The organism is Streptomyces sp. NPDC102467 (genome assembly GCF_044765445.1).
In the GTDB taxonomy this organism is placed as follows: Bacteria; Actinomycetota; Actinomycetes; order Streptomycetales; family Streptomycetaceae; genus Streptomyces.
In genome coordinates this window covers 215,590-238,812 of record NZ_JBIWKA010000002.1, presented here as the reverse complement: position 1 = coordinate 238,812, position 23,223 = coordinate 215,590, and the positions used below count along the sequence as shown (strand labels likewise).

Genomic DNA, 23,223 nt, shown 5'->3' with positions numbered 1-23,223 from the left:
CGCGGCCAACGACTCTGGCGGCTGTCGAGGGACGCGTCGACGCGTCGGCGCGCAGGCGATCGCTAATGGTTGACGCGGAACCTATCATTAGAGCCATGCGTGACATCAGCACGGCGGGACCCGACGGCACCCGGCTCGTCCTCGACCTCGCCCTCACCCTGCGCCACGACGGGAGCGGCGGCGTCGCCGACGACCTTCTCGTGCCCGAGAGCCTCACCGCATGGGTGCGCGACCACGCCGCCGCGCTCCCCCTGGAGGAGGGGTTCACCGGCGACGCGGAGAACCTGCGTCAGGTCCGGGAGGTGCGGGCCGCCGTGCGCGCGCTGTTCGCGCGCGCCGTGCGCCCGGGTGAGCCCAGCCCCGCCGACGCGCGCCGCCTGCTGCCCGTCGCCGACGCACTGGCCCGCCTGAACACGGCGGCCGCGCGCGTGCCCACCGTCCCCGTCCTGCACTGGCCGGAGGGCGCCGACGCCCCGGCCCTGCGGGAGACGAACACGGCCGACGCGGTCGAGGCCGACCTGCTCACCGCGGCGCTGGCCCGCGCCGCGCTCGCCTTCCTCGCCGGCGCCGACCGGCAGCGGCTGCGGGCCTGCCACGCGCCGCGCTGCGTGCGGTACTTCCTCAAGGAGCACCCGCGTCAGGAGTGGTGCAAGCCGTCCTGCGGGAACCGGGCCCGGGTGGCCCGTCACCATGAACGGCACAACTCCCTTACGCATAAGGCCACATGACGCTCCGGGCCGACCCGATCGGCGTACGCTGAGACACCTGGAACCCGCGGCGTGCACCGGCTCCCCGCGCCGGGCGCACCACCGCGGCTGGGGGTAGGTCATGGTGCAGCGCGGAGGCCGGGGCAGGCGGACACTGCTCGAGCGCGAGAGCGAACTCGCCGCCGTCGACGAGGCCCTCGGCGAGCTGGCCGGATTGCGCCCCGTCGGTGTCGAGCCGCCCGAGCGGCCGCACGGCGCCCTGCTCGCCGTCGCCGCACCCGCAGGGCTCGGCAAGACGTCGCTGCTCGCGGAGGTGCGCAGGCGCGCCGCGGTCAAGGGCTGCACCGTTCTCTACGCCCGCGGCGGCGACCAGGAGCAGGGCGTCGCCTTCCATGTCGCACGTCAGCTCGTCCAGCCCCAGCTCGCCGGAGTACCCGAGGCCGAACTCCGTACCAGACTGGGCAGTTGGTACGCCATCGTCGGCCCCGCCCTCGGCCTGTGCGCCGCCGCCGACGGGGCGCCGCCCGACCCGCAGGGCCTGCGCGACGGCCTCGACTGGGTGCTCACCCACCTCGCCGTGCAGCGCGCCCCCATGGTCCTCGTCCTCGACGACGCCCACTGGGCCGACCCGGAGTCCCTGAGCTGGCTCGCCGCGTTCGCGCCGCGCGCCGAGGAGCTCCCGCTGCTGCTCGTCGTCGCCTACCGGCCCGACGAACTCCCCGACCACGCGCAGGCGTTGCGGGGTCTGCCCGGCCGCGCGGGCCGCCGGCCGCTCGGCCTCGAACCGCTCAGTGCGCCCGCCATCGCCCGGATGGTCCGCGAGTCGCTCGGCTCGCACGCCGACGACGCGTTCTGCCGCGAGTGCTGGGCCGTCACCGCCGGAAACCCTTTCGAAGCCGTCGAGTTGACCGCGAAGGTGCACGACCGGGGCCTCGCCCCGACCGAGAACGGCGCCCACCTGCTGCGCGATCTCGCCGCGGCCGTCAAGGGCAGCGGACTCATCGCCCGCCTCGAACGGCTCGGTACCTCTACCGTCCGCTTCGCCTGGGCCTGCGCCGTCCTCGGCACCGAGATCTCCCCCGAACTCGCGGCGGGCGTCGCCGGGGTGGGCGCCGAGGAGGCCGCGGACGCCGCCGACCGGCTGCGCACGGGCCGCGTCCTCACCGGCGTGGACACCCTGGAGTTCGTCCACCCGCTGATCGCCACCGCCGTCTACCGCGCCATCCCCAGCGGCGTCCGCGTCGCCCTGCACGGCCAGGCCGCCTGGACCATCGTCAACGCGGGACTCGGCTCGTCCGCGGCCGCCCGCCACCTCCTGGAGACCCACCCCGACGGAGACCCCTGGGTCGTCCAGCAACTGCGCTCCGCCGCCCACGAAACCGTCCGCGCGGGCGCCCCCGACGCCGCCCGCCGCTACCTGGCCCGCGCACTGCGCGAGCCGCCGCCCTTCGACGGCCGCGCCGTCGTCCTGTACGAACTGGGCAGCGCCTCCCTGCTCACCGAACCCGCCACCACCGTCAACCATCTGCGCGCCGCCCTTGAGGAGCCCATCACGGACCCGGCGCTGCGCCACGGCATCGTCTACCGGCTCTCCCAAGTCCTCGCGCACAGCGATCGGTTGGTCGAGGCCTCGGAGATCCTCAGCCGCGAGATGCGTCGCACCACCGACCCCCGGATCCGCCTGCGCATGCAGGCCGAGCAGTTCATGTGGGACGCGTTCCGCGCCGATGAACCCGAGTCGCCGGCCCGCTCCCGGCGGCTCGCCAGACTTGCCGACCGGCTGACCGGACGCGACCTCACCGAGCGCTACATCATCGGGCTGCGCGCCTGGGACGCCACCCTGCGCGGCGAACCCGCTGCCACCGTGATCGAGTACGCCGACCGCGCCCTGGCCGGCGGGCTGCGCTGGGCCGCCGGCGAGGACCGCGGCTTCGAGGTCCCCGTCCTCGTCGCCCTCTCCTTCCTCTACGCCGACCGTCCGGGCCGCACCGAGGAACTGTTCATCGAGGGAATCGCCGACTTCGAGCACGCCGGCTGGCGCGGCGGCCATCTCTCCTTCGCGTACACCCTGCTCGGCTACGTCCGCTACCGTCGCGGGCGGCTGGCCGAGGCCGAGGACTTCGCGCGCGCCGGCCTGCGCCTCGCCGAGCGCGTCGGACCCGGCACGCCCGCCCACTGGTACGCCGTCGGCACCCTCGTCGAGGTGCTCCTCGCCCGCGGCCGGGTAGCCGAGGCCGAGACCGTGGCGGACACCTACGCCTTCGGGGCCCCCTTCCCCGCCGCCGTGGTCTTCCCCGACGCGCAGACCGTGTACGGCGAGCTGCTGCTCGCCCTCGGCCACACCAAGGACGCCGCCCTCGAGCTCGCGGCGGCCGGGCGCAGGCTCGACCCGCGCGGTATGCGCAACCCCTCCTGGTGCCCCTGGCAGCTGCACCTCGCCCGCGCCGAGGCGTATGACGCCCCCGAGCGGGCGCTCGCCACCGCCCACGACGCCGTCGAACGCGCCCGCCTCTTCGGGGCGCCGTCCGCGATCGGTCAGGCACTGCGCGCCGCCGCCGAGGTCTCCGCGGGCGCGGCCCGCGGCAAACTCCTCGAGGAGTCCGTCACCCACCTCGAACGCTCCCCGGCCGGCTACGAGCTGGCCTGCTCGCTCGTCGCCCTCGGCGCGGAACTGCGCCGCACGGGCCGCGCCAAGGAAGCCGCCGATCAGCTGTACCGCGGCCTGGACGCGGCGGTCGCCTGCGGCGCGGACGGCCTCGTGGAGCGGGCCCGCGACGAGCTCGCCGCCGCGGGACTGCGGCCCCGGCTGCTGCGCAGCGCGGCGACGGACACCCTGACCGCACGGGAACGGGCGGCCGCCGGGTGCGCGGCGCGCGGGCTGTGCCCGACGGAGATCGCGGCGGAGCTGCACCTCGACGAGCAGACGGTGGTACGGCTCCTGTCGGCGGTCTACCGCAAGGTCGGCACGGACCGGACAGGCCTGGCGGCAGCCCTGGGGGAGTAGCCGGGCTGCCAAACCCCGGGGCCAAGTGCCTGCTCCGGCGACGTACCATTGTCGGCATGTCCTTCCTCCGCCGCCGCGCAGCGACCCCCGCGGGCCCCGACTTCGACGTCCTGGCCATGGATCCGGGCGACTGGCCGGGCAATCTCGGCGCGGGCCTGCTGCCCGCCCCCGACGGCAGCTGCCAGGGCGTGTTCCTGCGCTACGACCTGTTCGGCGGCCGCGGCCCCGCGATGATCATCGGCAACCTGCCGGAGGGTTCCCCGGCCCGGGACATCGCCGAGGGCGAGATCCCCTTCGAGGTCGCCCAGCTGCTCATCGCGCTGGAGAACGACGAGGAGGTCACAGTCACCGACGTCGAGGACGTCCCGGTGATGCAGGGCGACAACCTCCTCATCGTGCGCCGCCTGAAGCTCTCCGAGACACGTATCTCCTGTGTCCAGTTCGACCGCAGTGACAACGTGCTCGTGACCATCGCGTCCTGGGACCGTCCGATCACCGACGACCTGTACGCGCTGCTCAAGCCGCTCCCCGCGGAGCTGTTCCAGCAGGGCTGAGCCCGGGTCCGCTCCCGCGCGGACCCGGGCCCCACCGTCCGGTGGAACAGGCCGGTCAGGACAGCGCGGACGGCACCACCCGGACGTCCGCGGCCCGCACATATTCGATCCGGTGCCCGAACTGGATCTCGTAGTACACGTCCTTGCCCTTGACCACCTTGTGCGTCGTCGTGTCGAACGTGGGCGAGTAGAAGTACTCGCCCGTCGTCCGCCCGCCGATCACATAGCGCTGGCCGGCCAGGAGCTTGTACGGCAGCGGCGAGATCGCCTGCGGCGTCATCCCCGCCGGATAGGCCGTAGCCTCCGGATAGGCCCGCCCGTACACCGGAACCTCGGTCGCGCCCGCCTTCGGCGTGACCACAAAGCCCTTGGCGGCCACGGCGGTCGGCTGCTTCTTCGGGTTCTTGAACCAGGCCTTCTGGCCCAGGTACCAGATCGCCGTCCAGTCGCCCTTACGGTCGGCGACCGCGTACTGCTGGCCCGTCGAGACGCGCGACGCCATGTCGTTCACGTCGATCGTCGAGTCCTGGCCGCCCGGCCTCAGCCCGATGTCCTTGACGAGCGGGGCGTCCTCACTCGGCGCCGTGTACACGCGCACCGCGCTCGACCCGTGCGGCGCGCACGGCTGACCCGCCTTGTCGCATCCCGTGAACTCCTGCTTGTTCGTGGCGAATTCGGGCTTGATGGTCACGACACCGCCGTGCGCTCCCGCTGTGGGATGGAACGGCCGGCCCATCAGCGCGAAGTAGTGCGACCAGTCCCAGTACGGGCCCGGGTCCGTGTGCATGGACGGAATTGTCGACGTGGTCGGCCCCGGCACCGTGTCATGGCCCAGGATGTGCTGCCGGTCCAGCGGAATGTCGTACTTCTTCGCGAGGTACGTCACGAGGCGCGCCGAGGACCGGTACATCTCCTCCGTGTACCAGGAGTCGGGCTGCGCGAGGAAACCCTCGTGCTCGAGCCCGACCGACTTGGCGTTCACGTACCAGTTGCCCGCGTGCCAGCCGACGTCCTTCGCCTTGATGGACTGCACGATGTGCCCGTCGGTCGAGCGCAGCGAGTAGTGCCAGGCCAGATACGTCGGGTCCTGGACCAGTTTCAGCGTCTGCTCCCACGTCGCCTCCGTGTCATGGATGACGATGTAGTCGATGCTCTGGTCCTTGGGGCGGTCCGCCAGGTCGTGGTTGCCGTAGTCCCCGTCGCCGAACTCCTCGTAGGGCGCCGGGATCCACTCGCACGACACCGTCCTCGGGCACTCGGTGTCGGACGTGTCCGCCTTGCGCAGCCCCATCTTTTCGAGTTGCGCCGCCCGCGGCTTCGCGTCCGGCTCGGCCGCGAGGGTCACGTGCTGACCGGCGTCCGTGGTCCGCTGCTCGCCGTCGCGGATCACCGCGAAGACATCGTTCGCGTACGTCGCCGCGGTCGCCGTGTCATCCGCGCCGGAGAACGTCGCGACCGCGCCGTACCAGTCGGCCGGGGCGTCGCTGAGCGGCTTGCCGAGGCGCTTCTGCGCGGCCGCGAGCAGGGCCGCGCCGCCGCGCACATTGGCCGCGGGATCGCTGCGCAACTGCTCCGCGGGGATACCGGAAAGGTCCGCCGCGCGGGTCAACGTCTTGAGGCGGTACGGGAGTTGGTTGTCGGCCGGGACGGACTGCGAGGCCTTGAGCGGAGCGCGTGAGTCGTCGCCGCGGGCGTCACCCTCCGCGTGGCTGTGCGCCACGGTGTTCGCGATCGCCGTCCGCGCGTCGGTGAGGTGCATGGGGCCGTAGCCGCCGGTGACGCTCGGCGCGCCGTCGTGCGCGTCCCACCGCGACTGCAGGTACGAGACGCCGAGCAGCACGCTCTGCGGCACCTGGTACTCGGCGGCGGCTGCGGCGAACGCGCCCTGCAGCCGCGCCGACGGGGCCGCCCCCGCCTCTTGGGGAGGGGCGGCGCCGAGCAGCGGCAGCAGCAGGGCCGCTGTGGCGAGTGTGCCCACCGCCCGTACTCCCGCTCGAGTTCGTCTGCCGGGGTTGGAACGGGTGGACCGATGCAACGGTGCCTCCTGGGAGCGCTGATGGCCGGATGGCTGCTTCGGGGCGTGCGGGCCTGTTGTGCGTCAGTGGTATCGGCTCGCCGACCATCCGTCAATCATCCTGCGGGCAACGGATTTCCCCAGGATTGCCCATGTCAGCGGGCGTGTATAGGGGTTTCCTGTGCGGTGGTGCGACCGCCTGCGACGCGTCAGTGGCGTAGACCAATGTGCGGCCTTGGAACGGGAGATGCCTCAACCGTGTCCGGCCGCGAACGACGAAGATCCGCGGTGCGCCGTGTTCCTCCCGGGCGCACCGCGGATCCTCGTCCCCGTCAGCGAGTACCGACCGCCGCACGGACCGCCTTGCGGGCCATGTTGCAGTCGTCGTGCAGACGGCGCAGCAACAACCGCTGCTCCTCGCCGGACGGCGCAGCACCGGGGTGGGCCGGACCCGGTGCCGCCGGGGTCTGCTCGTGCAGCGAACGCTGCGCGGCCGTCTCGTACGTACGGATCTCCCTGGTCAGTACGAGCATCAGGTTGACCAGGAACGCGTCGCGCGACGCCGGGCCCCCGGACTGTGCGAGCTGACTGATCTGCCGGCGCACCACCGGGGCATCGCCCAGGACGGCCCACAACGTCGCCAGGTCGTACCCCGGCAGGTACCAGCCGGCGTGCTCCCAGTCCACGAGCACCGGACCCGCGGGCGACAGCAGGATGTTCGACAGCAGCGCGTCGCCGTGACAGAACTGGCCCATGCCGCCGCGCCCCGCGTTGTGGGCGATGCCGTGCAGCAGCTTCTGCAGGTCACCCATGTCGCGGTCGGTCAGCAGGCCCAGGTCGTGGAACCGGTTGATCCGCTCCGCGTAGTCCAGTGGCGCGTCGAAGGTGCCCGCCGGAGGCCGCCACTGGTTGAGCCGGCAGATCGCGCCGAGTGTGGCGCGCACGTCCGCCCGCGGCGGTGCCTCGGCGGGGTGGCGCTGCAGGGCCGCCACCCGGCCGGGCATCCGCTCGATCACCAGCGTGCCGTTGTCCGGGTCCGCCGCGATCAGACGCGGCACCCGCACCGGCGGCCGGTGTCGGACGAACGATCGGTATGCGGCTATTTCGTGCCGGACCCGCTCCATCCACACGGGGGAGTGGTCCAGTAAACACTTCGCGACGGCGGTGCTGCGCCCTGTCGTTCCGACGAGCAGCACGGAGCGCGGGCTGCGGCGCAGCACCTGCACCGGATGGAACTCCGGGCAGATCCGGTGCACCGACGCGATCGCCGTGCGCAGCTGGGCGCCCTGGGGGCCGGACAAGTCGAGTCTCCCGCTGAGCGGTTGAGTGCCGAGCCCCGGCGCTCGACGCGGTCGGCCGACGCCCCCGAGCGCCGGGGCCGCGGGCCGCACGGGGTCGAGGTACGGGCCGCTGCCGGGCACCGCCGGACGGGCGGAACGGGGCGGCCGGGGCGGTGCGGACACGGAGGACGATGCTGTGTACATGGGCGAACAGATCCCTTCGCGTGCCGACGAGTTGCCTGCGCCGCCCGGCCCGGCCGATTCGGTACACCCTGGGGAATGCCCTGCGGCGACCGGGTCGGGGTGGCGCATTCCTACCTGACACCCGAGGGGCAGAAGCACAACAGCTGGCGCACCCTGGCGAACCCTGGCGAATAGTCGCTCAGCAACTGACAGAGGGCTACTGTCGATTTCAGCCGAGAACCTGGGGGCTTACGTGAACGGACAACCCAACACCCGTCTGAACGACCTGTTCGGCCTGGCCGGCTGGTCCAAGGGCGAACTCGCGCGACTCGTCAACAGGCAGGCGGCGGCCATGGGCCACCCCCAACTGGCGACGGACACCTCGCGGGTACGGCGGTGGATCGACATGGGAGAGATCCCGCGCGATCCGGTGCCACGGGTGCTGGCGGCGCTGTTCACCGAGCGACTCGGCCGTGTCGTGACCATTGAGGATCTCGGTCTCGTCCGACACGGGCGCACGGGGAAACGGCAGGGCGGCGGGGGCCTGGAACAGCAGGGGCCCGACGGAGTGCCGTGGGCGCCCGAGCGGACAGCTGCGGTCCTCACCGAATTCACGGGAATGGACCTCATGCTCAACCGACGCGGCTTGGTGGGCGCGGGTGCCGCGCTCGCCGCGGGATCCGCACTCAGCAGCGCCATGCACGACTGGCTGCACACCGACCCGGCCCTCGCGGCCGACGCCCCCAGGACCGACGATCCCCTGCACGCCGACCCTGCTGGGTCCGACCGCTACGAGGCCGCCCCCATCGGGTCGCAGGAGATCGAGGAACTGGAGCGCTCGGTCGAGGTGTTCCGAGCCTGGGACGCCTCCCGCGGCGGCGGGTTGCAGCGCAAGGCAGTCGTCGGCCAACTCAACGAAGTCGGTGGGATGCTCTCCTACCGTCACCCCGACCATCTGCAGCGGCGCCTCTGGGGTGTCGCCGCCAATCTCGCCGTCCTCGCGGGCTGGATGTCCCACGACGTCGGCCTCGAACCCACGGCCCAGAAGTACTTCATCATCGCCGCGCACGCCGCGCGCGAGGGCGGCGACCGGCCGCGCGCCGGTGAAGCCCTCTCACGGGCCGCCCGGCAGAAGATCCACTTGGGCGCGCCCGACGAGGCGCTCGACCTGATGAAGCTCGCCAAGTCCGGCTCGGGCGAAGAGGTGCTGCCCCGGACCAGAGCCATGCTCTACACCATCGAGGCCTGGGCGCAGGCGTCGATGGGCAAGGGCCAGGCGATGCGGCGCACGCTCGGCGAGGCGGAGGATCTCTTCGTCTCCGACCGGGGCGACGTGGCGCCGCCGAGCTGGATGCAGATGTTCGACGAGGCGGATCTGCACGGCATGCAGGCCCTGGCCTACCGCACCCTCGCCGAGCACGAGCCGGGCGCCGCGATCATCGCGCAGCGCCATGCCAAGCAGGCCCTCGCGCTGCGCGCGGGCGGCCGTGACCGATCGAAGATCTTCGACCACCTGTCGATGGCGTCGGCCTGCTTCATTGCCGACGACCCCGAACAGGCGGACCGGTACGCGCGGTTGGCCCTGTCGTCGATGGGGTCGAACTCGTCCCATCGCACCTGGGACCGGCTGCGCGAGATGTACCGGCTCACCGGGCAGTTCGCCGGCTATCCGAAGATCGAGGATCTGCGCAGGGAGATCAAGCTGGCCCTGCCCAGGCCGACCGTGAAGCGCGTCCAGGCGTAGCACCGACGGAGGCCTTGACCCAGCCACCGGTTGCCGCATCCCTCAGTACAGCCGCCCACGTCCACGTCGGCGCATCCACCAGTACGTCGTCAGGCACCGATCCGGGCGACGAGAACACAGGCGTCGTCCTCGCGCTCTCCCGCGCCGATCTCGTCCACGACCATGCGTACGCAACTCTGTGCGTCACGGGCCGCGGCCAGGTGCGGTGCCAGGGCGAGCAGACGGTCCGCGATGTCACCCGTCGTGTGCCGCGCGTCCCGGCCGTCGGTGTGCAGCAGCAGGACGTCGCCGACGCGCAGCGTCTCCTGTGCCTGCCCGTAGACGGCACCGGAGGTCGCTCCGAGGAGCACACCTTCGGGTGGCGTGAGCGCACGCCCTGTCCCGTCGCGGAAGAGCAGCGGGGCGGGGTGTCCCGCCTGCGCCCACGCCAGTGTGCGGGCCGCCGGGTCGTACCGGCAGCACAGGGCGCTGGCGAGGGAGGGCCCTGTGGGGGTATCGAGGAGGTGATTCAGCCGGCCGAGCAGCTCGTCGGGGGCGGTGCCGCAGAAGGCGAGGCCGCGGACGGTGCCGAGCAGCATCGCCATGCCCGAGGTGACGGCGATGCCGTGTCCGATCAGGTCCCCGACCGCCAACAGCGCCTGGCCGTCGGGGAGTTCCAGCATGTCGTACCAATCGCCGCCGATCGGGCCGCCGACGGAGGAAGGGAGGCGACGGGCGGCGACATCGAGACCGCTTCGGCCGCCGGGTGCGTCGGGCCCGCCGTGCGGGAGCCACAGGGAGCCACGCCGCGGCGGCAGCACGGCTTCCTGCAGCTCGACCGCGAGCCGATGCTCGGTCTGCGCGATGTGCCGTTGTCGCTGGAGCGAGTCACGGGTCTCGCTCACCGCGCGCTGGCTGCGGCGCAGTTCGCTGACGTCGCGCACCACTGCCCACATCGAGGTGGTCGCGCCGTCGGCGTCGAGCACTGGCTCGCCCATCATGTGCACCGTGCGCACGGACTGGTCCGGGCGCATGACGCGGAACTCGCCGTCGATCGGTTTGCCGTCGATCAGGCAGTCCGTGACCATCGCGGTCAGCTTCGGCTGGTCGTCGCTGTGCACCAGGGCCGGCAGCTCGTCGAGGGTCAGGGCGGGCGCGGCCGGGTCGCGGCCGAGGATCCGGTACAGCTCCTCCGACCAGCTGGCCTCGTCGGTCAGCAGATTCCACTCGGCGCTGCCGACCCGGCTCAGCAGTGATCCGCGCCGAGGTTCGGGTCCTGCCGTCCGGGGCGCGGGCCCGGCGGAGGTCGCGGGGCCGTCCCGCAGTTGGGCCAAGTGCTTGTCGAGATCGCTGAGTTGATGCACCGCCAGCTCGTACAGCGCGCGCTGCCACCGGGTCTCGGGGTCCGCCTCGTCGCCCGCGGGTCCCGTGGTCTCCCGACGGACCGCGTCGACGTCGCCGAGCAGTCGGCGCGTCTGCGAGATCAGCGCGTCGACCGTGCCAGGCTCCGGCGGCTGACCGGCGGGGCGGTCCGCGAAGAGAGGGGAGGGCATGACGAACTCCGATGCAGGCGCAGAGGGCCACGGCGGATGGGAGGACCGGTTACGACTGTTGCACAGGCCGCCTGCCCTCGTAAGGCATTTCGCCATACACGATGCGGTGGTGCTTCTGGCATATGTCCTAGTCCTCGGGAACGCGCTTCCCGGCCGCCGCAGTCGAACGGACGGCCGGGTGCGGCGTATGCCGTGTCCACCCGGCCGCCGTCGCGGCCGGCCGGACGCCGTAGGGTCGCTACGTCTCGGGCACCGTCCGCAACCACACCGCTGTGTCACGTGGCAGGCGGCCCTGGTCGTCGAGTGCGTCGCTGACGAGCAACACCGCTTCGTGCGCGGGTAGTTGTACCGCATCGGCGGCGCCGAGGTTGACGACGCAGACGAGACCGTCCGTACGGGCGAACGCCAGCGCGCCGTCGGGCGCGGGAAGCCAGGTCAACTCGCTTCCCTCGAAGCCCGGTTGGGAGCGGCGTTCCTGCAAGGCGCTGCGATAGAGCAACAGCATCGAGTCCGGTTCCGCCTCCTGCTCCTCGGCGGCGTAGGCGCCCCAGTCCGCCGGCTGCGGCAGCCACGGCTCGCCCCCGTTCCCGAAGCCGTACGACACTCCGTGCGCGGTCCACGGCAGCGGCACCCGGCAACCGTCCCGTCCCGGGTCGACGCCGCCGGAGCGGAAGTGCATGGGGTCCTCGATGCGGTCGCGGGCCACCTCGACCTCGGGTAGCCCCAACTCCTCGCCCTGATACAGGTATACGGCGCCGGGCAGGGCGAGCGAGAGCAGGGCCGCGGCCCGCGCCCGGCGCAGACCGAGCGGCAGATCGGTCGGCGTGCCGAACCGCTTGGCCGCGAAGTCGAAGCGGGTGTCGGCGCGGCCGTAGCGGGTGACGGTGCGGGTCACGTCGTGGTTGCAGAGCACCCAGGTCGCCGGCGCGCCCACCGGCGCGTGGTAGGCGAGGGTGCCCTCGATCGACGCGCGCAGTTCGGCCGCGTCCCAGGCGCGGGACATGAAGTCGAAGTTGAACGCGGTGTGCAGTTCGTCGGGGCGCAGATAACGGGCGAAGCGCTCCGGGTCGGGCACCCACAACTCGCCGATCAGGACACCGTCGTACTCATCGGCGATGGCGCGCCAGGCACGGTAGATGTCGTGGAGCTCATCGCGGTCGACGTAGCCGCTCTCGTCACCGTCGGTGGCGTCGGCGAGCCGCGGGTCCTTCGCGAGCAGCGCGGCGGAGTCGATACGGACCCCGGAAGCGCCCCGCTGGAACCAGAACCTGAGCACGTCCTCGTGCTCCTGGCGCACCGCTGGATGGGCCCAGTTGAGGTCGGGCTGCTGTGCGGTGAACAGGTGCAGGTACCACTCGCCGTCGGGCACCCGCGTCCACGTGTCGCCGGAGAACTGCGACGGCCAGTTGTTGGGTGGCGACGCCCCGTCGGGGCCGCGACCGGGCCTGAAGTGGAACAACTCCCGTTCGGGGCTGCCGGGGCCGGCTGCCAACGCGGCCTGAAACCACGGGTGTTGGTCGGAGACGTGGTTCGGAACGACGTCGACGATCGTGCGGATACCGAGGTCCCGGGCCTCCGCGATCAGCTTCTCGGCCTCGGCGAGCGTACCGAACGCCGGGTCGATCGCGCGGTAGTCGGCGACGTCGTAGCCGCCGTCCGCGAGCGGTGAGCGGTACCAGGGCGTGAACCAGATCGCGTCGACGCCGAGCTCCGCCAGGTAGGACAGGCGCGCTCTGACCCCGGCGAGGTCTCCCGTCCCGTCGCCGTCGCCGTCGGCGAAGCTGCGGACGTACACCTGATAGATGGCTGCGGAACGCCACCAGTCGTCGGCCACCACGAAGGGTCCTTTCGGGCAGGGCGGGGCACGCCGCGGCGGACCGCGGCGGCACGGAGAAGAAGAGAGGAGAGGAGGCCGGGGACGTCAGCCTTTGAGGCCGCCCGCGGTCAGGCCGCTCATGATGTTGCGCTGGAAGAGCAGGAAGAGGAGCAGCGTCGGTACCGACGCGATGGTGAGGGCGGCGATCAGCTGGTTCTGCGGAACGCCGTTGGCCAGCGAGTAGATCCCGACGTTCAGGGTCTGCTTGGCCGGGTCCGGCAGGGTCAGCATCGGCCAGAGGAAGTCCTTCCAGACACCGATGACCGCGAAGATGGAGACCACGCCGAGGATCGGCCGGGAGATCGGCAGGACCACGGAGCGCAGGGTGCGCACGGCCGAGGCGCCGTCGATGGAGGCCGCGTCGAGCAGTTCCTGCGGGATCGAGTCGAAGAACCGCTTGAGCAGAAAGATGTTGAACGCGTTCGTGACGGACGGCAGCCAGATCGCCCAGGGGCTGTTCAACAGGTTGCGTTCGAAGATCGGCACGTCGAGGACGGTCAGGTACTGCGGGACGACGAGGACGGTCGCGGGGATCATCAGCGTCGCCAGCATCATGCCGAGGATGACGTTGCCGAACAGCGGCCGCAGCTTGGAGAGGGAGTACGCGGCGGCCACGTCGAGGACGAGCTGGAAGGCGAGCGCGCCGAACGCGTAGTAGAGCGTGTTGAACAGGAGCTTGGCGAGGTCCATCACGTGCCAGGCGTCCTGGTAGTTCTTCGGGTGCGTGCTGTGCGGCACGAGGGTCGGCGGGGACTGGACGATCTCCGCGGTGGTCTTGAGGCCGCCGGTGACCATCCAGTACAGCGGGCCGAGGAAGACCAGCGTGAACAGGGCCATGGTCACGCCGAAGACGGTCCAGTAGATGATTTTCCCGCGGCGCCGGCCGAGCTGGGCCGGGGAGATCAGGGTGCGGGGGCGCATCGTGTCGGTAGCCATGTCGGTGAATCCCAACTCCCTTGGCGGTCAGTCGTCCGATGAGCGGCTGAGGCGTACGTACACCGCGGAGAAGGCCGCGAGCAGGACGAGCAGGACGAGGCCGAGGGCCGCCGCGCCACCGTAGTTGTTGAAGTTGAAGGCGTACTGGTAGATGAGGTAGACGACGGTCGTGGTGGAGCCCTCCGGGCCCGCCCCGTTCGTCAGCAGGAACGGCTCCGTGAAGACCTGCATCGTCGCGATGATCTGCATGAGGAACATCAGGGAGAGGATCAGCCGCGTCTGCGGGATCGTCACGTGCCAGATCTTGCGCCACAGGCCCGCGCCGTCCAGGTCGGCGGCCTCGTACAGCTCGCCGGGGATGCCCTGAAGTGACGCCAGGTAGATGAGAGTTGCTCCGCCCATGTTCATCCACGTCGCCGCGATGACGACGGACAGCATCGCGGTGTCGGTGGACTGCAGCCACTGTTGTCCGGGGATTCCGAAGACGCCGAGGACCCGGTTGAACAGGCCGTACCCGGGGTCGTAGAAGTACTTGAACAGCAGGACGGAGGCGACCGGCGGGAGCATCACCGGCAGGTAGACGAGCATCCTCAAGTAGCCCTGGCCGTGCCGGAATTCGTTGAGCAGGACCGCGATGAGGAACGGGACGGCGAAGCCGAGCACCAGGGCCAGCGCGGTGAACAGCAGGGTGTTGCGCCAGGCCTGCCAGAAGGCCGGGTCGTTGAAGACGTAGGTGAGGTTGGACCAGCCGGCCCAGGTGGTGCGGCCGTCCTTCGTCTTCTGGAAGGCCAGGATGAACTCCCTGACCATGGGATACCAGGAGAAGAAGGAGAAGCAGAGCACCGCACCGATCAGAAAGCCGTGAGCGGAGAGATTGCGTTTCACGGTTCGCGCCAACGAGCCGTCAGACGTGCTGAGTTGGCGCTTGACGGGCGGTGCGGCCTGCTGGGGCTTCGCGGGCAGCGTCGGGGCCGACATGGTCACTCCTCGGATCACAGGTACCGGCGGGGCGGCTTACTGGTTGGCCAGCACCTGGTTGACCTGCTGCTCGGCGGTGGACAGGAGCTTGTCGATGTCGGCGTTCTTGTTGGTCAGGACGCCCGACATGACGTTGTCGAGAACCTTGTAGATCTCCTGCGCCTTCGGCGGCTCAGCCTTGCCGGGTACCGGGTTGTCCATGAACTGCTTGAAGTTCTCCACGGGCATCGTGGCGTTGTCCGTACGGGACTTGAGGTCCTGCTCCTTGGTGGCGCCGGTGAAGAAGTTCGGCTGCGGCAGCCCGACGGGCAGCTTGTCCGCCTTGGTGCGCTCCCACTGGAACTGTCCCTTGCCGGGGGTGAGCGTCTTGAAGTTCAGCCAGGCGATGGCCGCCTTGATCTTGTCGGGCGACGAGCCCTTCTTGATCATGTAGTCGTTGCCGCCGAACAGTGTCGCCTTGCCGCCGGGGATCGGTCCCATCCCGAAGTTGTCGTAGTCCGCGCCCAGTTGCTGGACCATGTACGTCACGTCGTCGGGCGCGGCGAGGAACATGCCGAGCTTGTCGGACGCGATCTGCTTCTGCAGGTCGCCCCACTTCAGCAGCTGTGTCTTGCCCATGCTGTCGTCGGTCCAGCGCATGTCGTGCAGGTGCTGGACGACCTGCTTGCCGGTGGCGTCGTTGAACGCGGCCTTCTTGCCGTCGGCGGTGACCATCTCGCCGCCCAGGCTGTACTGCGCCGCCGCGAAGTGCCAGCCGCCGGTGTTCTCCGCGCTGTACTCGCCGTACCCGGAGATGCCGTTGCCGAGCCCGGCTATCTTCTTCGCGGCGGTGCGCACCTCGTCCCAGGTCGTCGGCGGCTTGTCCGGGTCAAGTCCGGCCTGCTTGAAGAGCTTGCGGTTGATGAGCAGGCCCATGGTGTAGTTGCTGGTCGGCACGCCATAGAGCTTGCCGTCCTTCTTCAGGGCGTTCATCACGCTCGGGTCGATCGAGTCGATCGCCGGGACGGTCTTCGGCGTCACGTACGCCGATATGTCCTCGGCGCCGTTGTTGTCGAGGACCTGCTGGAGGTCGGTGAAGTACGTGTAGAAGACGTCGGGCTGCGACTTCGCCTTGAGCGCGGCGGTGAACCGGGCCGGCTCCTCGCACTGGCCCGCGGTCGACTTTCCGTCGATCGTGATGTTCGGGTACTTCTTGTTGAACTCCTTGACGTCCTCCTTCCACTCCTTCAGCTCGGCTGCCTTCGCCTTCGGCGGCATGCAGTCGATGGTCAGCGTGACCTTGGTCTTCGGGTCGAGCGGAGCGCTGATGTCGGCCTTCGACCCGGCGCCGCCCGATCCGCCGTCGTCGGAGCTGCTGCTGGTGCCGCAGGCCGCGAGCGAGCCCAGGGCGAGGGCGGTGGCGATGGCCACCGCGGACGTTCGCCGGGTACTCCGTGACCAGGTGCTGCTTCTCATCGGTGGGTCCCCTTCGGGCCTGAGCCTGTGCAGGCAGGAGCGTGGAGGCCCACGGCACTGGATGCACGGGGAGGTGCGTGCCGGGGCGTGCCACACTCAAGCACCGTCGACGGATGTCCGCAAGATGTCGCGCGTACTCCGCAAAAAATGAACAGGTAGAGGTCGTGAGGGAGTCGGCGTCACGAGGCCGCCTGTCTCCGGCGGACTCGTGGCGTCCGGTTCTTGCCGTCCGCTTGCGGCCGTTACGCGGCGGGCGGCGGCGGCGCCGTCGAGCCCCGCACCACCAGCTCCGGTTCGAAGAGCAGCTCGCCGGGCGGTACCGCGCCGCCCTGGATCTTCGCGACGAGGAGCTCGACCGCGGCCCTGCCCATCGCCTCGATGGGCTGGCGCACCGTGGTCAGCGGCGGCTCGGTGCAGTTCATGAACGCCGAGTCGTCGTAGCCGATCACCGAGACGTCGCGGGGCACCGAGAGCCCGGCCCTGCGGGCGGCGCGCACGGCGCCGAGCGCGAGCGGGTCGCTGGCGCAGATGATGCCGGTGATGCCGCGCTCCAGGAGCCGGGCCGCCGCGGCGTGCCCGCCCTCCAGCGAGAACATCGCCCGCTCGATCGCCTCGTCCGGCAGCTTCCCGCCGGCCGCGCGGGCGGCGGCGCGCGCCGCGGTGAGCTTGCGCCGCGAGGGCATGTGGTCGTCCGGGCCGAGGACCAGACCGATGCGCTCGTGCCCGAGCGAGGCGAGGTGGCGCCAGGCCTGCTCGACCGCCACCGCGTCATCGCACGCCACGCACGGGAAACCGAGCCGCTCGATGGACGCGTTGACGAGCACCACCGGCACCTTGCGCTCGGCGAGGAGCTGATAGTGCCCGTGCTCGGCGTCCGCCTGCGCGAACAGGCCGCCGGCGAAGACCACGCCGGACACCTGCTGCTGGAGCAGCAGCTCCACATAGTCCGCCTCGGAGACGCCGCCCTTGGTCTGCGTGCACAGCACGGGCGTGAGGCCCTGCTGGGCGAGCGCGCCGCCGATCACTTCCGCGAACGCCGGGAAGATCGGGTTCTGCAGCTCCGGCAGGACCAGGCCGACCAGCCGGGCCCGCTCACCGCGCAGTTGTGTCGGCCGCTCGTAGCCGAGCACGTCGAGCGCGGTGAGCACGGACTGTCGCGTGGCCTCCGAGACACCGGGCTTGTTGTTCAGCACCCGGCTGACCGTGGCCTCGCTGACTCCGACCTTTTTCGCCACCTGAGCAAGTCTGCGCGTCATGGAACGCAAGAATAGCGCAAAGCTTGCGGTTCGTTTGCGTGATGGTGGCATCCGTTTCGGGCCTCCGGTGGCCCCCCGGTCGTCCGATCAGGCGGCGGACCGACGGGTCCCGCGTGCTCCGGTCCAGGCCCGGGGAAGGCATGGCGGCGTGGACAACAACACCGCCGATCCCGCGGACACCGTCACCGTACGCGCCTGGGCCCCGGAGGGTCTGCCGGAGCTCACTTTCGATCCGCTGCTCGCCGACGTGCTGCGCGAGGAACCCGTGGCCCGGGTCCGCATGCCGTTCGGGCAGGAGCGGGACGCCTGGCTGGTCACCCGCTATCAGGACGTGCGCCTGGTCACCTCCGACCCGCGGTTCAGCCGCTCCGCGCTCATCGGCCGCGAGGTCAACGGCATGATGGCGCACCGCGTCGCCGCCACCGTCGGCCTCAACTACGCCGACCCGCCCGAGCACACCCGGCTGCGGAAGGTGATGACGAAGGCGTTCACCGGCCGCACCATGAAGGGCCTGCGCCCCCGCGCCGAGCGTACGGCGGCCAAACTGCTGGACGCGATGGAGGAGGCGGGACCGCCCGCCGACCTCGTCGCCCACCTGCACGGGCCGTTTCCGCTGGCCGTCGTCAGCGATCTGCTGGGAGTCCCGCCCGAGGACCGCGCGCGGCTCGCCGACTGGCCCGACGTGATCCTGTCGGCCGGACCCGGCCCCCAGTCCAGCGAGGCCGCGAAAGAACGTATGCGGCAGTACATCGTCGACCTGCTCGCCTCGCGGGCGCACTCCACCGACGAGGATCTCGCCTCGGTGCTCGCCCGCGCCCGCGACGCCGGCGAGATCAGCGACGCGGAAGCCGTCTCACTGGCCACCGCCGTCCTGGTCAGCGGCGCCCACGCGGTCCGCAACAACAGCGCGAACATGGTCTACATGCTGCTCACCCGCCCCGAACTCGCCGACCGGCTGCGGGCCGAACCCGAACTGCTCCCGGCCGCCGTCGACGAGCTCCTGCGGCACATCCCGCACCGCAACGGAGTGGGCCTGCCCCGCATCGCCACCGAGGACGTCGAGGTCGGCGGTGTCCTGATCCGCCGCGGCGAAGCCGTCTACGCCTCGTACCTCGCGGCCAACCGGGACCCCGATGTCTTCCCGGAACCGGACACGGTCGACTTCGGCCGCGGCGGCACGGCACATCTCTCCTTCGGCCACGGGCCGCACCACTGCATCGGCGCGATGCTGGCCCGGATGGAGTCCGAGGTGATGCTCGCGGAACTGCTCGCCCGGTTCCCGAAGCTGCGTCTCGCGGGTGAGCGGGCGGACATCGCCTGGCAGAGCAAGGGTTTCATCCGGGGACCCCGGGAGCTGCCCGTGACGTGGTGACGGACGGCTCGTACGCGCCGGGCGGACGGGACGCCACGCCCGTCTCAGGCCGCGAGCGTCACCTTCGCCGGGCTCGCCCACAACTGCCGTACCGGTGCGCGGACATCGCCGCCCGGCAGCAGTTCGCCGGTGTCGTCGAAGACGATCGTGCCGTTGCACAGCAGATTCCAGCCCTGCTCGGGGTGGGCGGCGACGATACGGGCGGCGTCGTGGTCGGGGCGGTCGGCGGTCGGGCACGACGGCTGGTGGGAGCACATGGGGCGCCTCCTGGGCGGGCGGATCGTTCCTTACCCCATAAGACTCCCGCCGAGGTGTGTGCTCATCGTCGCGAAGATGTCTCAGTCTCTCGTCAGTGCGAAGACGCCGTACCCGAATCCGTCCGCCTCGACGGAGGTGCCGTCCACCGCCACACTGACCCCGTTCACCTGCACGGGGCGGGCCCCCGCGAGCCTCGGCGCCTCGGAGGGAGTCCAACTCCGCGCGCGGGAACCCGGGTTGATGACCACGAGGAACCGGCCTCCACGGATGTACACGAAAGGATGACCCTCGTGCAGCACGTCGACGGGGGAGCGGTGGCCCAGCGCCGGGGTGGACCTTCGTAGCGCGACGAGACGGCGTACGTGGTGCAGCAGAGAACGCTCGTCGGCGCGTTGCGCGGCGACGGAGGGGCGCCGCGGATCGGGATCGAGGGGCAGATAGAAGAGCTCCTCGGGCGCGGTCGAGAACCCCGCGCCGGGGCCGTCGTCCCACTGCATCGGTGTACGGGAACCGGCCCGGTTGTAGTGCGGGCCGAGGACGCTGCCCTCGGTGTCGGGCAGACCCGGCACGTACCGCATGCCGATCTCGTCGCCGTAGTAGATCGCCGGGAGCGTCGGCCAGGTGAGCTGGAAGGCGAACGCCGCCGGGAGCTGATCGGCCGTGCGCGGACCGCAGTTGAGACGGGAGAAGTCGTGGTTGGCGGTGGGCAGCGACACGAAGCCGGTGTCGCCGAGCGCGGTCGTCGCCGCGCGCCAGGCATCGACGAACTGCCTGGGCGAGCCGAGACCCGAGGCGTCGAAGAAGCAGTCCAGGGGAGCCCACGCGTCGTTCGTCGTGCCCGTTCCGTTGTTCCACAGCGAGCGCATCGCCAGGCCGTCCGTCGGACCGCCGAACTGGAGGAAGAAGTCGGCGTGGAAACCGGCCGGCACGGACACTTGCGGGTCGCCCCACTCCGAGAGCAGCACGGCCTCCGGGTGAGCACGGTCGAGCCAGTGCCGCAGTTCGGTCCAGATCAGCGAGGTCGCCCGCTTGTCCGGGTCGTCCTTCACCAGCGAAGCCGCCATGTCGACCCGGAACCCGGCCAGGCCGAGCCGCAGCCAGTGATCCATGACCTCGCGCAGCGCCGACCGGTTGGCGCGCGGCCCCTCGGCGTCGACCGGCTGCCGCCACGGCTCTGCCGAACTCTCGCGCCCGTAACCGAAGTTGAGGGCGGGCTGCGAGTCGAAGAAGTTCGGCAGATACCCGCCCGGACGCGTGCCGGGGGAGCGTACGAAGCCCTCGGGGACACCGTCCGCACTCCAGATGTAGCGGTGGTCCGCGCGATCGTGCGCGGCCGCCCGGAACCACGGGTGCTGATCGGAGGTGTGCCCGGCGACCAGATCGAGGAGCACCCGGATGCCGCGCCGCCCGGCGAGGTCCACCAGCTCGGCGAGATCGTCGGCGGTGCCGTAGCGCGGCGCCACCGAGAGGTAGTCCGCGACGTCGTACCCCGCGTCGCGAAACGGTGACACGAAACAGGGGTTGATCCAGACAGCGTCGACCCCGAGCCAGGCCAGATGGTCGAGCCGCTCGGTGATGCCACCCAGGTCCCCGATGCCGTCCCCGTTCGAGTCGGCGAACGACTGCGGGTAGATCTGGTAGAACACGGCGTCACGGAGCCAGGCGGGGGCGGGCCGGAATGCGGTCATGGAACCCTCACGTGTGCGGGACGATGGCCAGCGGGCTGGTCACATGATGCACCACCGAGTGCGCCGTGCAGCCCAGCCGGTTCGCGTCGAGGCCGCGCCCTATCACCGTCAGGCTCGCCGCCGTCGAGGCCTTCAGGAGATGGTGCCCCGGCTGCCCGTACACCAGCCGCTCCACCACGGGAACCTCCGGGAACTTCGCGCGCCACACCTGCAGCGCGCCCGCCAGGGCCCGGCGGCGCAGCGTCTCGCGGCGCGCCGCGTCACCCGGCGGCGTCGCACCCGGCGCGTCCGCGCGCAGCGGCGGCACCGTCCAGGCGTGCAGGGCGTGCAGCTCGGTGCCGCGCAGGGCCGCCGCCTCGAAGGCGTACGACAGCACCTCGTCGGCCGGGGCGGTCACGTCGAGGCCGACGACCACCGGCAGGAACCCGAGCCCGCCATTGGCCCGCTCGTCCTGCGGGAGCCCGCCCGCCCGCACCAGGACGACGGGCCGGTCGGCCCGCGCCGTCACGGCGAGCGCCACCGAGCCGACGAGGAACCCGGAATACCCGGTGAAGCCGCGCGAACCGAGGACCAGCGTCTCGGACTCCGTGACCGCTTCCAGCAGCGCGGTGACCGGCGGCGTCGTCCGGCGCCGCGCCAGAATCTCCAACGCGGGGTGCGCGTACGAGAGTTGGAGCGCGACCCGGTCGAGTACGTCGCGCCCCGGCAGGTCGACGTCGGGCGGTGGCGGCGCGAGTCGCACACCGCTGTCGGCGTGCAGCAGGCGCAAGGGCACGTCGCGCCGCAGAGCCTCACGGGCCGCCCAGTCGGCGGCGTTCATGCTCTCGCGCGAACCGTCTGTCCCGACGGTCAGGACGCGCATGCTGGTCATGACGGAACCTTTCGGTGACAGTGGATGTGTGTTCCATCGCGGGTTCCACGCAAGGGAACGCTCACGCGTGTCCGTCCCAGGAACCGGATGCACGGTGCGGCCCGTGCGCCGGGCACGCTGCCACCTGCGGGGGGCAGGCGCGCTTCGGACCCTTTCACCCGCGCCGTTCGCGCCGGGAGAGGCGAACCGGCCCTGGGTCAAGGGTCGTTCGGCCCCTGTGCCGCGCCCCCGGGCCGCGCGAGCGTGGGGCGAGGAGGCCGACATGGCGATGTGCAGGCCGAGCCGGGCAGCGCGGGGCAACCCGCTACGACGCAGGTCGGACGTGATCGAGGCCTGGGCGGCGCTGCTGCTCGGCGTACTCGCCTTCCTGGTGGCGCCGGTCGCGGGCGCGGTGAGCGGCTGGGCGGCCCACGAGGACGCCCGGGACCACGCCCGTGCCCAGCAGGCGTCCCGGCACGCGCAGCGGGCCCGACTCCTCGACGACGCACCGGAGTTCATCGCCTCGGAGAGCGCCGGCCAGTCCAACCTGACCTACCCGGTGACAGTGCGCTGGACCGACCGGGCGGGCCGCACGATCACCGCGCTCGCCCCCGTCGAGGCCGGCCTCGAGCGGGGCGACAGCACCACCGTCTGGCTCGACAGTCACGGTGACGTCGTGGCGGCGCCCTGGAGCGACGGCGACATCTGGTCGCACACCCTCGCCGCGGGCTGCCTTGTCACCGCGACCACGGCGGGCCTCGCCGTCACCAGCCGCCTCGTCCTGCGTCGCGTCCTGGACCGCCGCCGCCTCGCCGCCTGGGAACACGAATGGAGCCGCGTCGGACCCGACTGGGGTCACCGCCGGGCCTGAGGCCCTCCTGCCTGAGGTCCTTCTGATGAGGGGCGCCGGCCCGCACCACTTCCTGGGCGTGCGACCCCGGGACCTCCGGGCCGGGTCGCGGCCGGCCACGCGACGTCGTCGATCGCGAGCCACGGTGCGTTGGCCACGGCCGAGGGCGTGAGCCCGGTGAATGCCCTGAACTCGCGGTGAAGGTGGGACTGGTCGACATAGCCCCTCTCGATGGCGACACCCGCCGCGGCGTGGCCCGCCGCGAGGAGGTGCGCGGCGTGGTCGAACCGCACCAGACCGGCGGCGCGCTTGGGGGTGATGCCGAGCTGGGAGCGGAAGCGGGCCGACAGGCGCTTGCGGCTCCAGCCGGCCTCGGCCGCGAGGCGGTCCACCCGTACCCGCCCCCGGCTGGTGAGCGTCCGCAGCCAGCTGTGCGTGACCTCCGGGTCGACCCGTGGGCGGGCGCCCGGCGCCCGGCGTCGCAGACGAGGCCTTCGTCGTCGCTCAGGTCGAAGAGCAGGGTGACGCCCGGGTGCGCGACCATGGCGATGTCCGTGGGCGCGGGCGCCCGTTGACGGAACCCGGCCATGCTGATGCCCGGCAGCCGGTGCGACGGGCGCGGGACCGCGATGTCCACCGACGTCCAGTCGGGAGGGGCCGTGCCGATCGGCAGCATGCGTTCAGCC

General features: G+C 71.4%; 18 protein-coding genes. 6 read left to right on the top strand and 12 right to left on the bottom strand.

The annotated features are described in order from the left end of the window. The first annotated feature begins 95 nt into the window (after nucleotides 1–95). The 3 genes from ACIREE_RS04145 (at nucleotide 96) to ACIREE_RS04135 (ending at nucleotide 4,265) form a co-directional block, all read left to right on the top strand. Entirely contained in the window at nucleotides 96–728 is a 633-nt protein-coding gene (locus ACIREE_RS04145) for a CGNR zinc finger domain-containing protein (protein ID WP_404145904.1), read from the top strand. 100 nt (nucleotides 729–828) lie between these two features. Continuing rightward, entirely contained in the window at nucleotides 829–3,711 is a 2,883-nt protein-coding gene (locus tag ACIREE_RS04140; protein WP_404145902.1) for an ATP-binding protein, read from the top strand. A 56-nt stretch (nucleotides 3,712–3,767) separates the two neighbouring features. Beyond that, entirely contained in the window at nucleotides 3,768–4,265 is a 498-nt protein-coding gene (locus ACIREE_RS04135; protein ID WP_404145899.1) for a hypothetical protein, read from the top strand. Between the two features lie 55 nt (nucleotides 4,266–4,320). Here ACIREE_RS04135 and ACIREE_RS04130 read toward each other — a convergent pair whose 3' ends face one another. Both ACIREE_RS04130 and ACIREE_RS04125 read right to left on the bottom strand, forming a co-directional pair. Next, nucleotides 4,321–6,243: an N-acetylmuramoyl-L-alanine amidase gene (locus ACIREE_RS04130; RefSeq protein ID WP_404145896.1), complete on the bottom strand. Its 1,923-nt coding sequence runs from the start codon at nucleotides 6,241–6,243 to the stop codon at nucleotides 4,321–4,323. A gap of 368 nt (nucleotides 6,244–6,611) precedes the next feature. Beyond that, nucleotides 6,612–7,763, bottom strand: coding sequence for an aminoglycoside phosphotransferase family protein (locus ACIREE_RS04125; protein ID WP_404145893.1), 1,152 nt, complete (start codon nucleotides 7,761–7,763; stop codon nucleotides 6,612–6,614). Between the two features lie 232 nt (nucleotides 7,764–7,995). Here ACIREE_RS04125 and ACIREE_RS04120 point away from each other — a divergent pair, with 232 nt between their 5' ends. Then, nucleotides 7,996–9,486, top strand: a complete 1,491-nt coding sequence (locus ACIREE_RS04120) for a hypothetical protein (RefSeq protein WP_404145891.1) — start codon at nucleotides 7,996–7,998, stop codon at nucleotides 9,484–9,486. A gap of 89 nt (nucleotides 9,487–9,575) precedes the next feature. Here ACIREE_RS04120 and ACIREE_RS04115 read toward each other — a convergent pair whose 3' ends face one another. The 6 genes from ACIREE_RS04115 to ACIREE_RS04090 all read right to left on the bottom strand — a co-directional run bounded on the left by ACIREE_RS04115 (nucleotide 9,576) and on the right by ACIREE_RS04090 (nucleotide 17,519). After that, nucleotides 9,576–11,018 carry a PP2C family protein-serine/threonine phosphatase gene (locus ACIREE_RS04115; RefSeq protein WP_404145888.1) on the bottom strand — a complete coding sequence of 481 codons (1,443 nt, stop codon included), beginning with the start codon at nucleotides 11,016–11,018 and terminating at the stop codon, nucleotides 9,576–9,578. A gap of 238 nt (nucleotides 11,019–11,256) precedes the next feature. Continuing rightward, nucleotides 11,257–12,855 carry a glycoside hydrolase family 13 protein gene (locus tag ACIREE_RS04110; RefSeq protein ID WP_404145886.1) on the bottom strand — a complete coding sequence of 533 codons (1,599 nt, stop codon included), beginning with the start codon at nucleotides 12,853–12,855 and terminating at the stop codon, nucleotides 11,257–11,259. 84 nt (nucleotides 12,856–12,939) lie between these two features. Then, complete coding sequence (locus tag ACIREE_RS04105) at nucleotides 12,940–13,815, bottom strand: carbohydrate ABC transporter permease (protein ID WP_404146801.1); 876 nt, start codon at nucleotides 13,813–13,815, stop codon at nucleotides 12,940–12,942. A gap of 42 nt (nucleotides 13,816–13,857) precedes the next feature. Then, entirely contained in the window at nucleotides 13,858–14,808 is a 951-nt protein-coding gene (locus tag ACIREE_RS04100) for a carbohydrate ABC transporter permease (protein ID WP_404145882.1), read from the bottom strand. Nucleotides 14,809–14,844: 36 nt separating this feature from the next. After that, nucleotides 14,845–16,263, bottom strand: a complete 1,419-nt coding sequence (locus ACIREE_RS04095) for an extracellular solute-binding protein (protein ID WP_404145879.1) — start codon at nucleotides 16,261–16,263, stop codon at nucleotides 14,845–14,847. Between the two features lie 242 nt (nucleotides 16,264–16,505). Beyond that, on the bottom strand, nucleotides 16,506–17,519 hold the full coding sequence (locus ACIREE_RS04090; protein WP_404145876.1) for a LacI family DNA-binding transcriptional regulator: 1,014 nt from the start codon (nucleotides 17,517–17,519) through the stop codon (nucleotides 16,506–16,508). A 148-nt stretch (nucleotides 17,520–17,667) separates the two neighbouring features. Between ACIREE_RS04090 and ACIREE_RS04085 the strand changes: the two genes are divergently transcribed. Continuing rightward, nucleotides 17,668–18,891, top strand: coding sequence for a cytochrome P450 (locus ACIREE_RS04085; RefSeq protein WP_404145873.1), 1,224 nt, complete (start codon nucleotides 17,668–17,670; stop codon nucleotides 18,889–18,891). A 44-nt stretch (nucleotides 18,892–18,935) separates the two neighbouring features. On the opposite strand, the gene ACIREE_RS04080 is transcribed toward ACIREE_RS04085, so the two are convergent. The 3 genes from ACIREE_RS04080 to ACIREE_RS04070 all read right to left on the bottom strand — a co-directional run bounded on the left by ACIREE_RS04080 (nucleotide 18,936) and on the right by ACIREE_RS04070 (nucleotide 21,708). After that, on the bottom strand, nucleotides 18,936–19,148 hold the full coding sequence (locus tag ACIREE_RS04080; protein WP_404145870.1) for a DUF5999 family protein: 213 nt from the start codon (nucleotides 19,146–19,148) through the stop codon (nucleotides 18,936–18,938). Nucleotides 19,149–19,229: 81 nt separating this feature from the next. After that, nucleotides 19,230–20,837: an alpha-amylase family glycosyl hydrolase gene (locus ACIREE_RS04075; protein ID WP_404145868.1), complete on the bottom strand. Its 1,608-nt coding sequence runs from the start codon at nucleotides 20,835–20,837 to the stop codon at nucleotides 19,230–19,232. A gap of 7 nt (nucleotides 20,838–20,844) precedes the next feature. Then, complete coding sequence (locus ACIREE_RS04070) at nucleotides 20,845–21,708, bottom strand: universal stress protein (RefSeq protein ID WP_404145865.1); 864 nt, start codon at nucleotides 21,706–21,708, stop codon at nucleotides 20,845–20,847. 262 nt (nucleotides 21,709–21,970) lie between these two features. Between ACIREE_RS04070 and ACIREE_RS04065 the strand changes: the two genes are divergently transcribed. After that, nucleotides 21,971–22,558: a hypothetical protein gene (locus ACIREE_RS04065; protein ID WP_404145862.1), complete on the top strand. Its 588-nt coding sequence runs from the start codon at nucleotides 21,971–21,973 to the stop codon at nucleotides 22,556–22,558. Here the strand turns inward: ACIREE_RS04065 and ACIREE_RS04060 are convergent. Then, a complete protein-coding gene (locus ACIREE_RS04060; RefSeq protein ID WP_404146798.1) occupies nucleotides 22,543–22,929 on the bottom strand; it encodes a helix-turn-helix domain-containing protein in 387 nt (128 codons plus the stop codon). The genes ACIREE_RS04065 and ACIREE_RS04060 overlap by 16 nt on opposite strands. Nucleotides 22,930–23,223 lie beyond the last annotated feature (294 nt).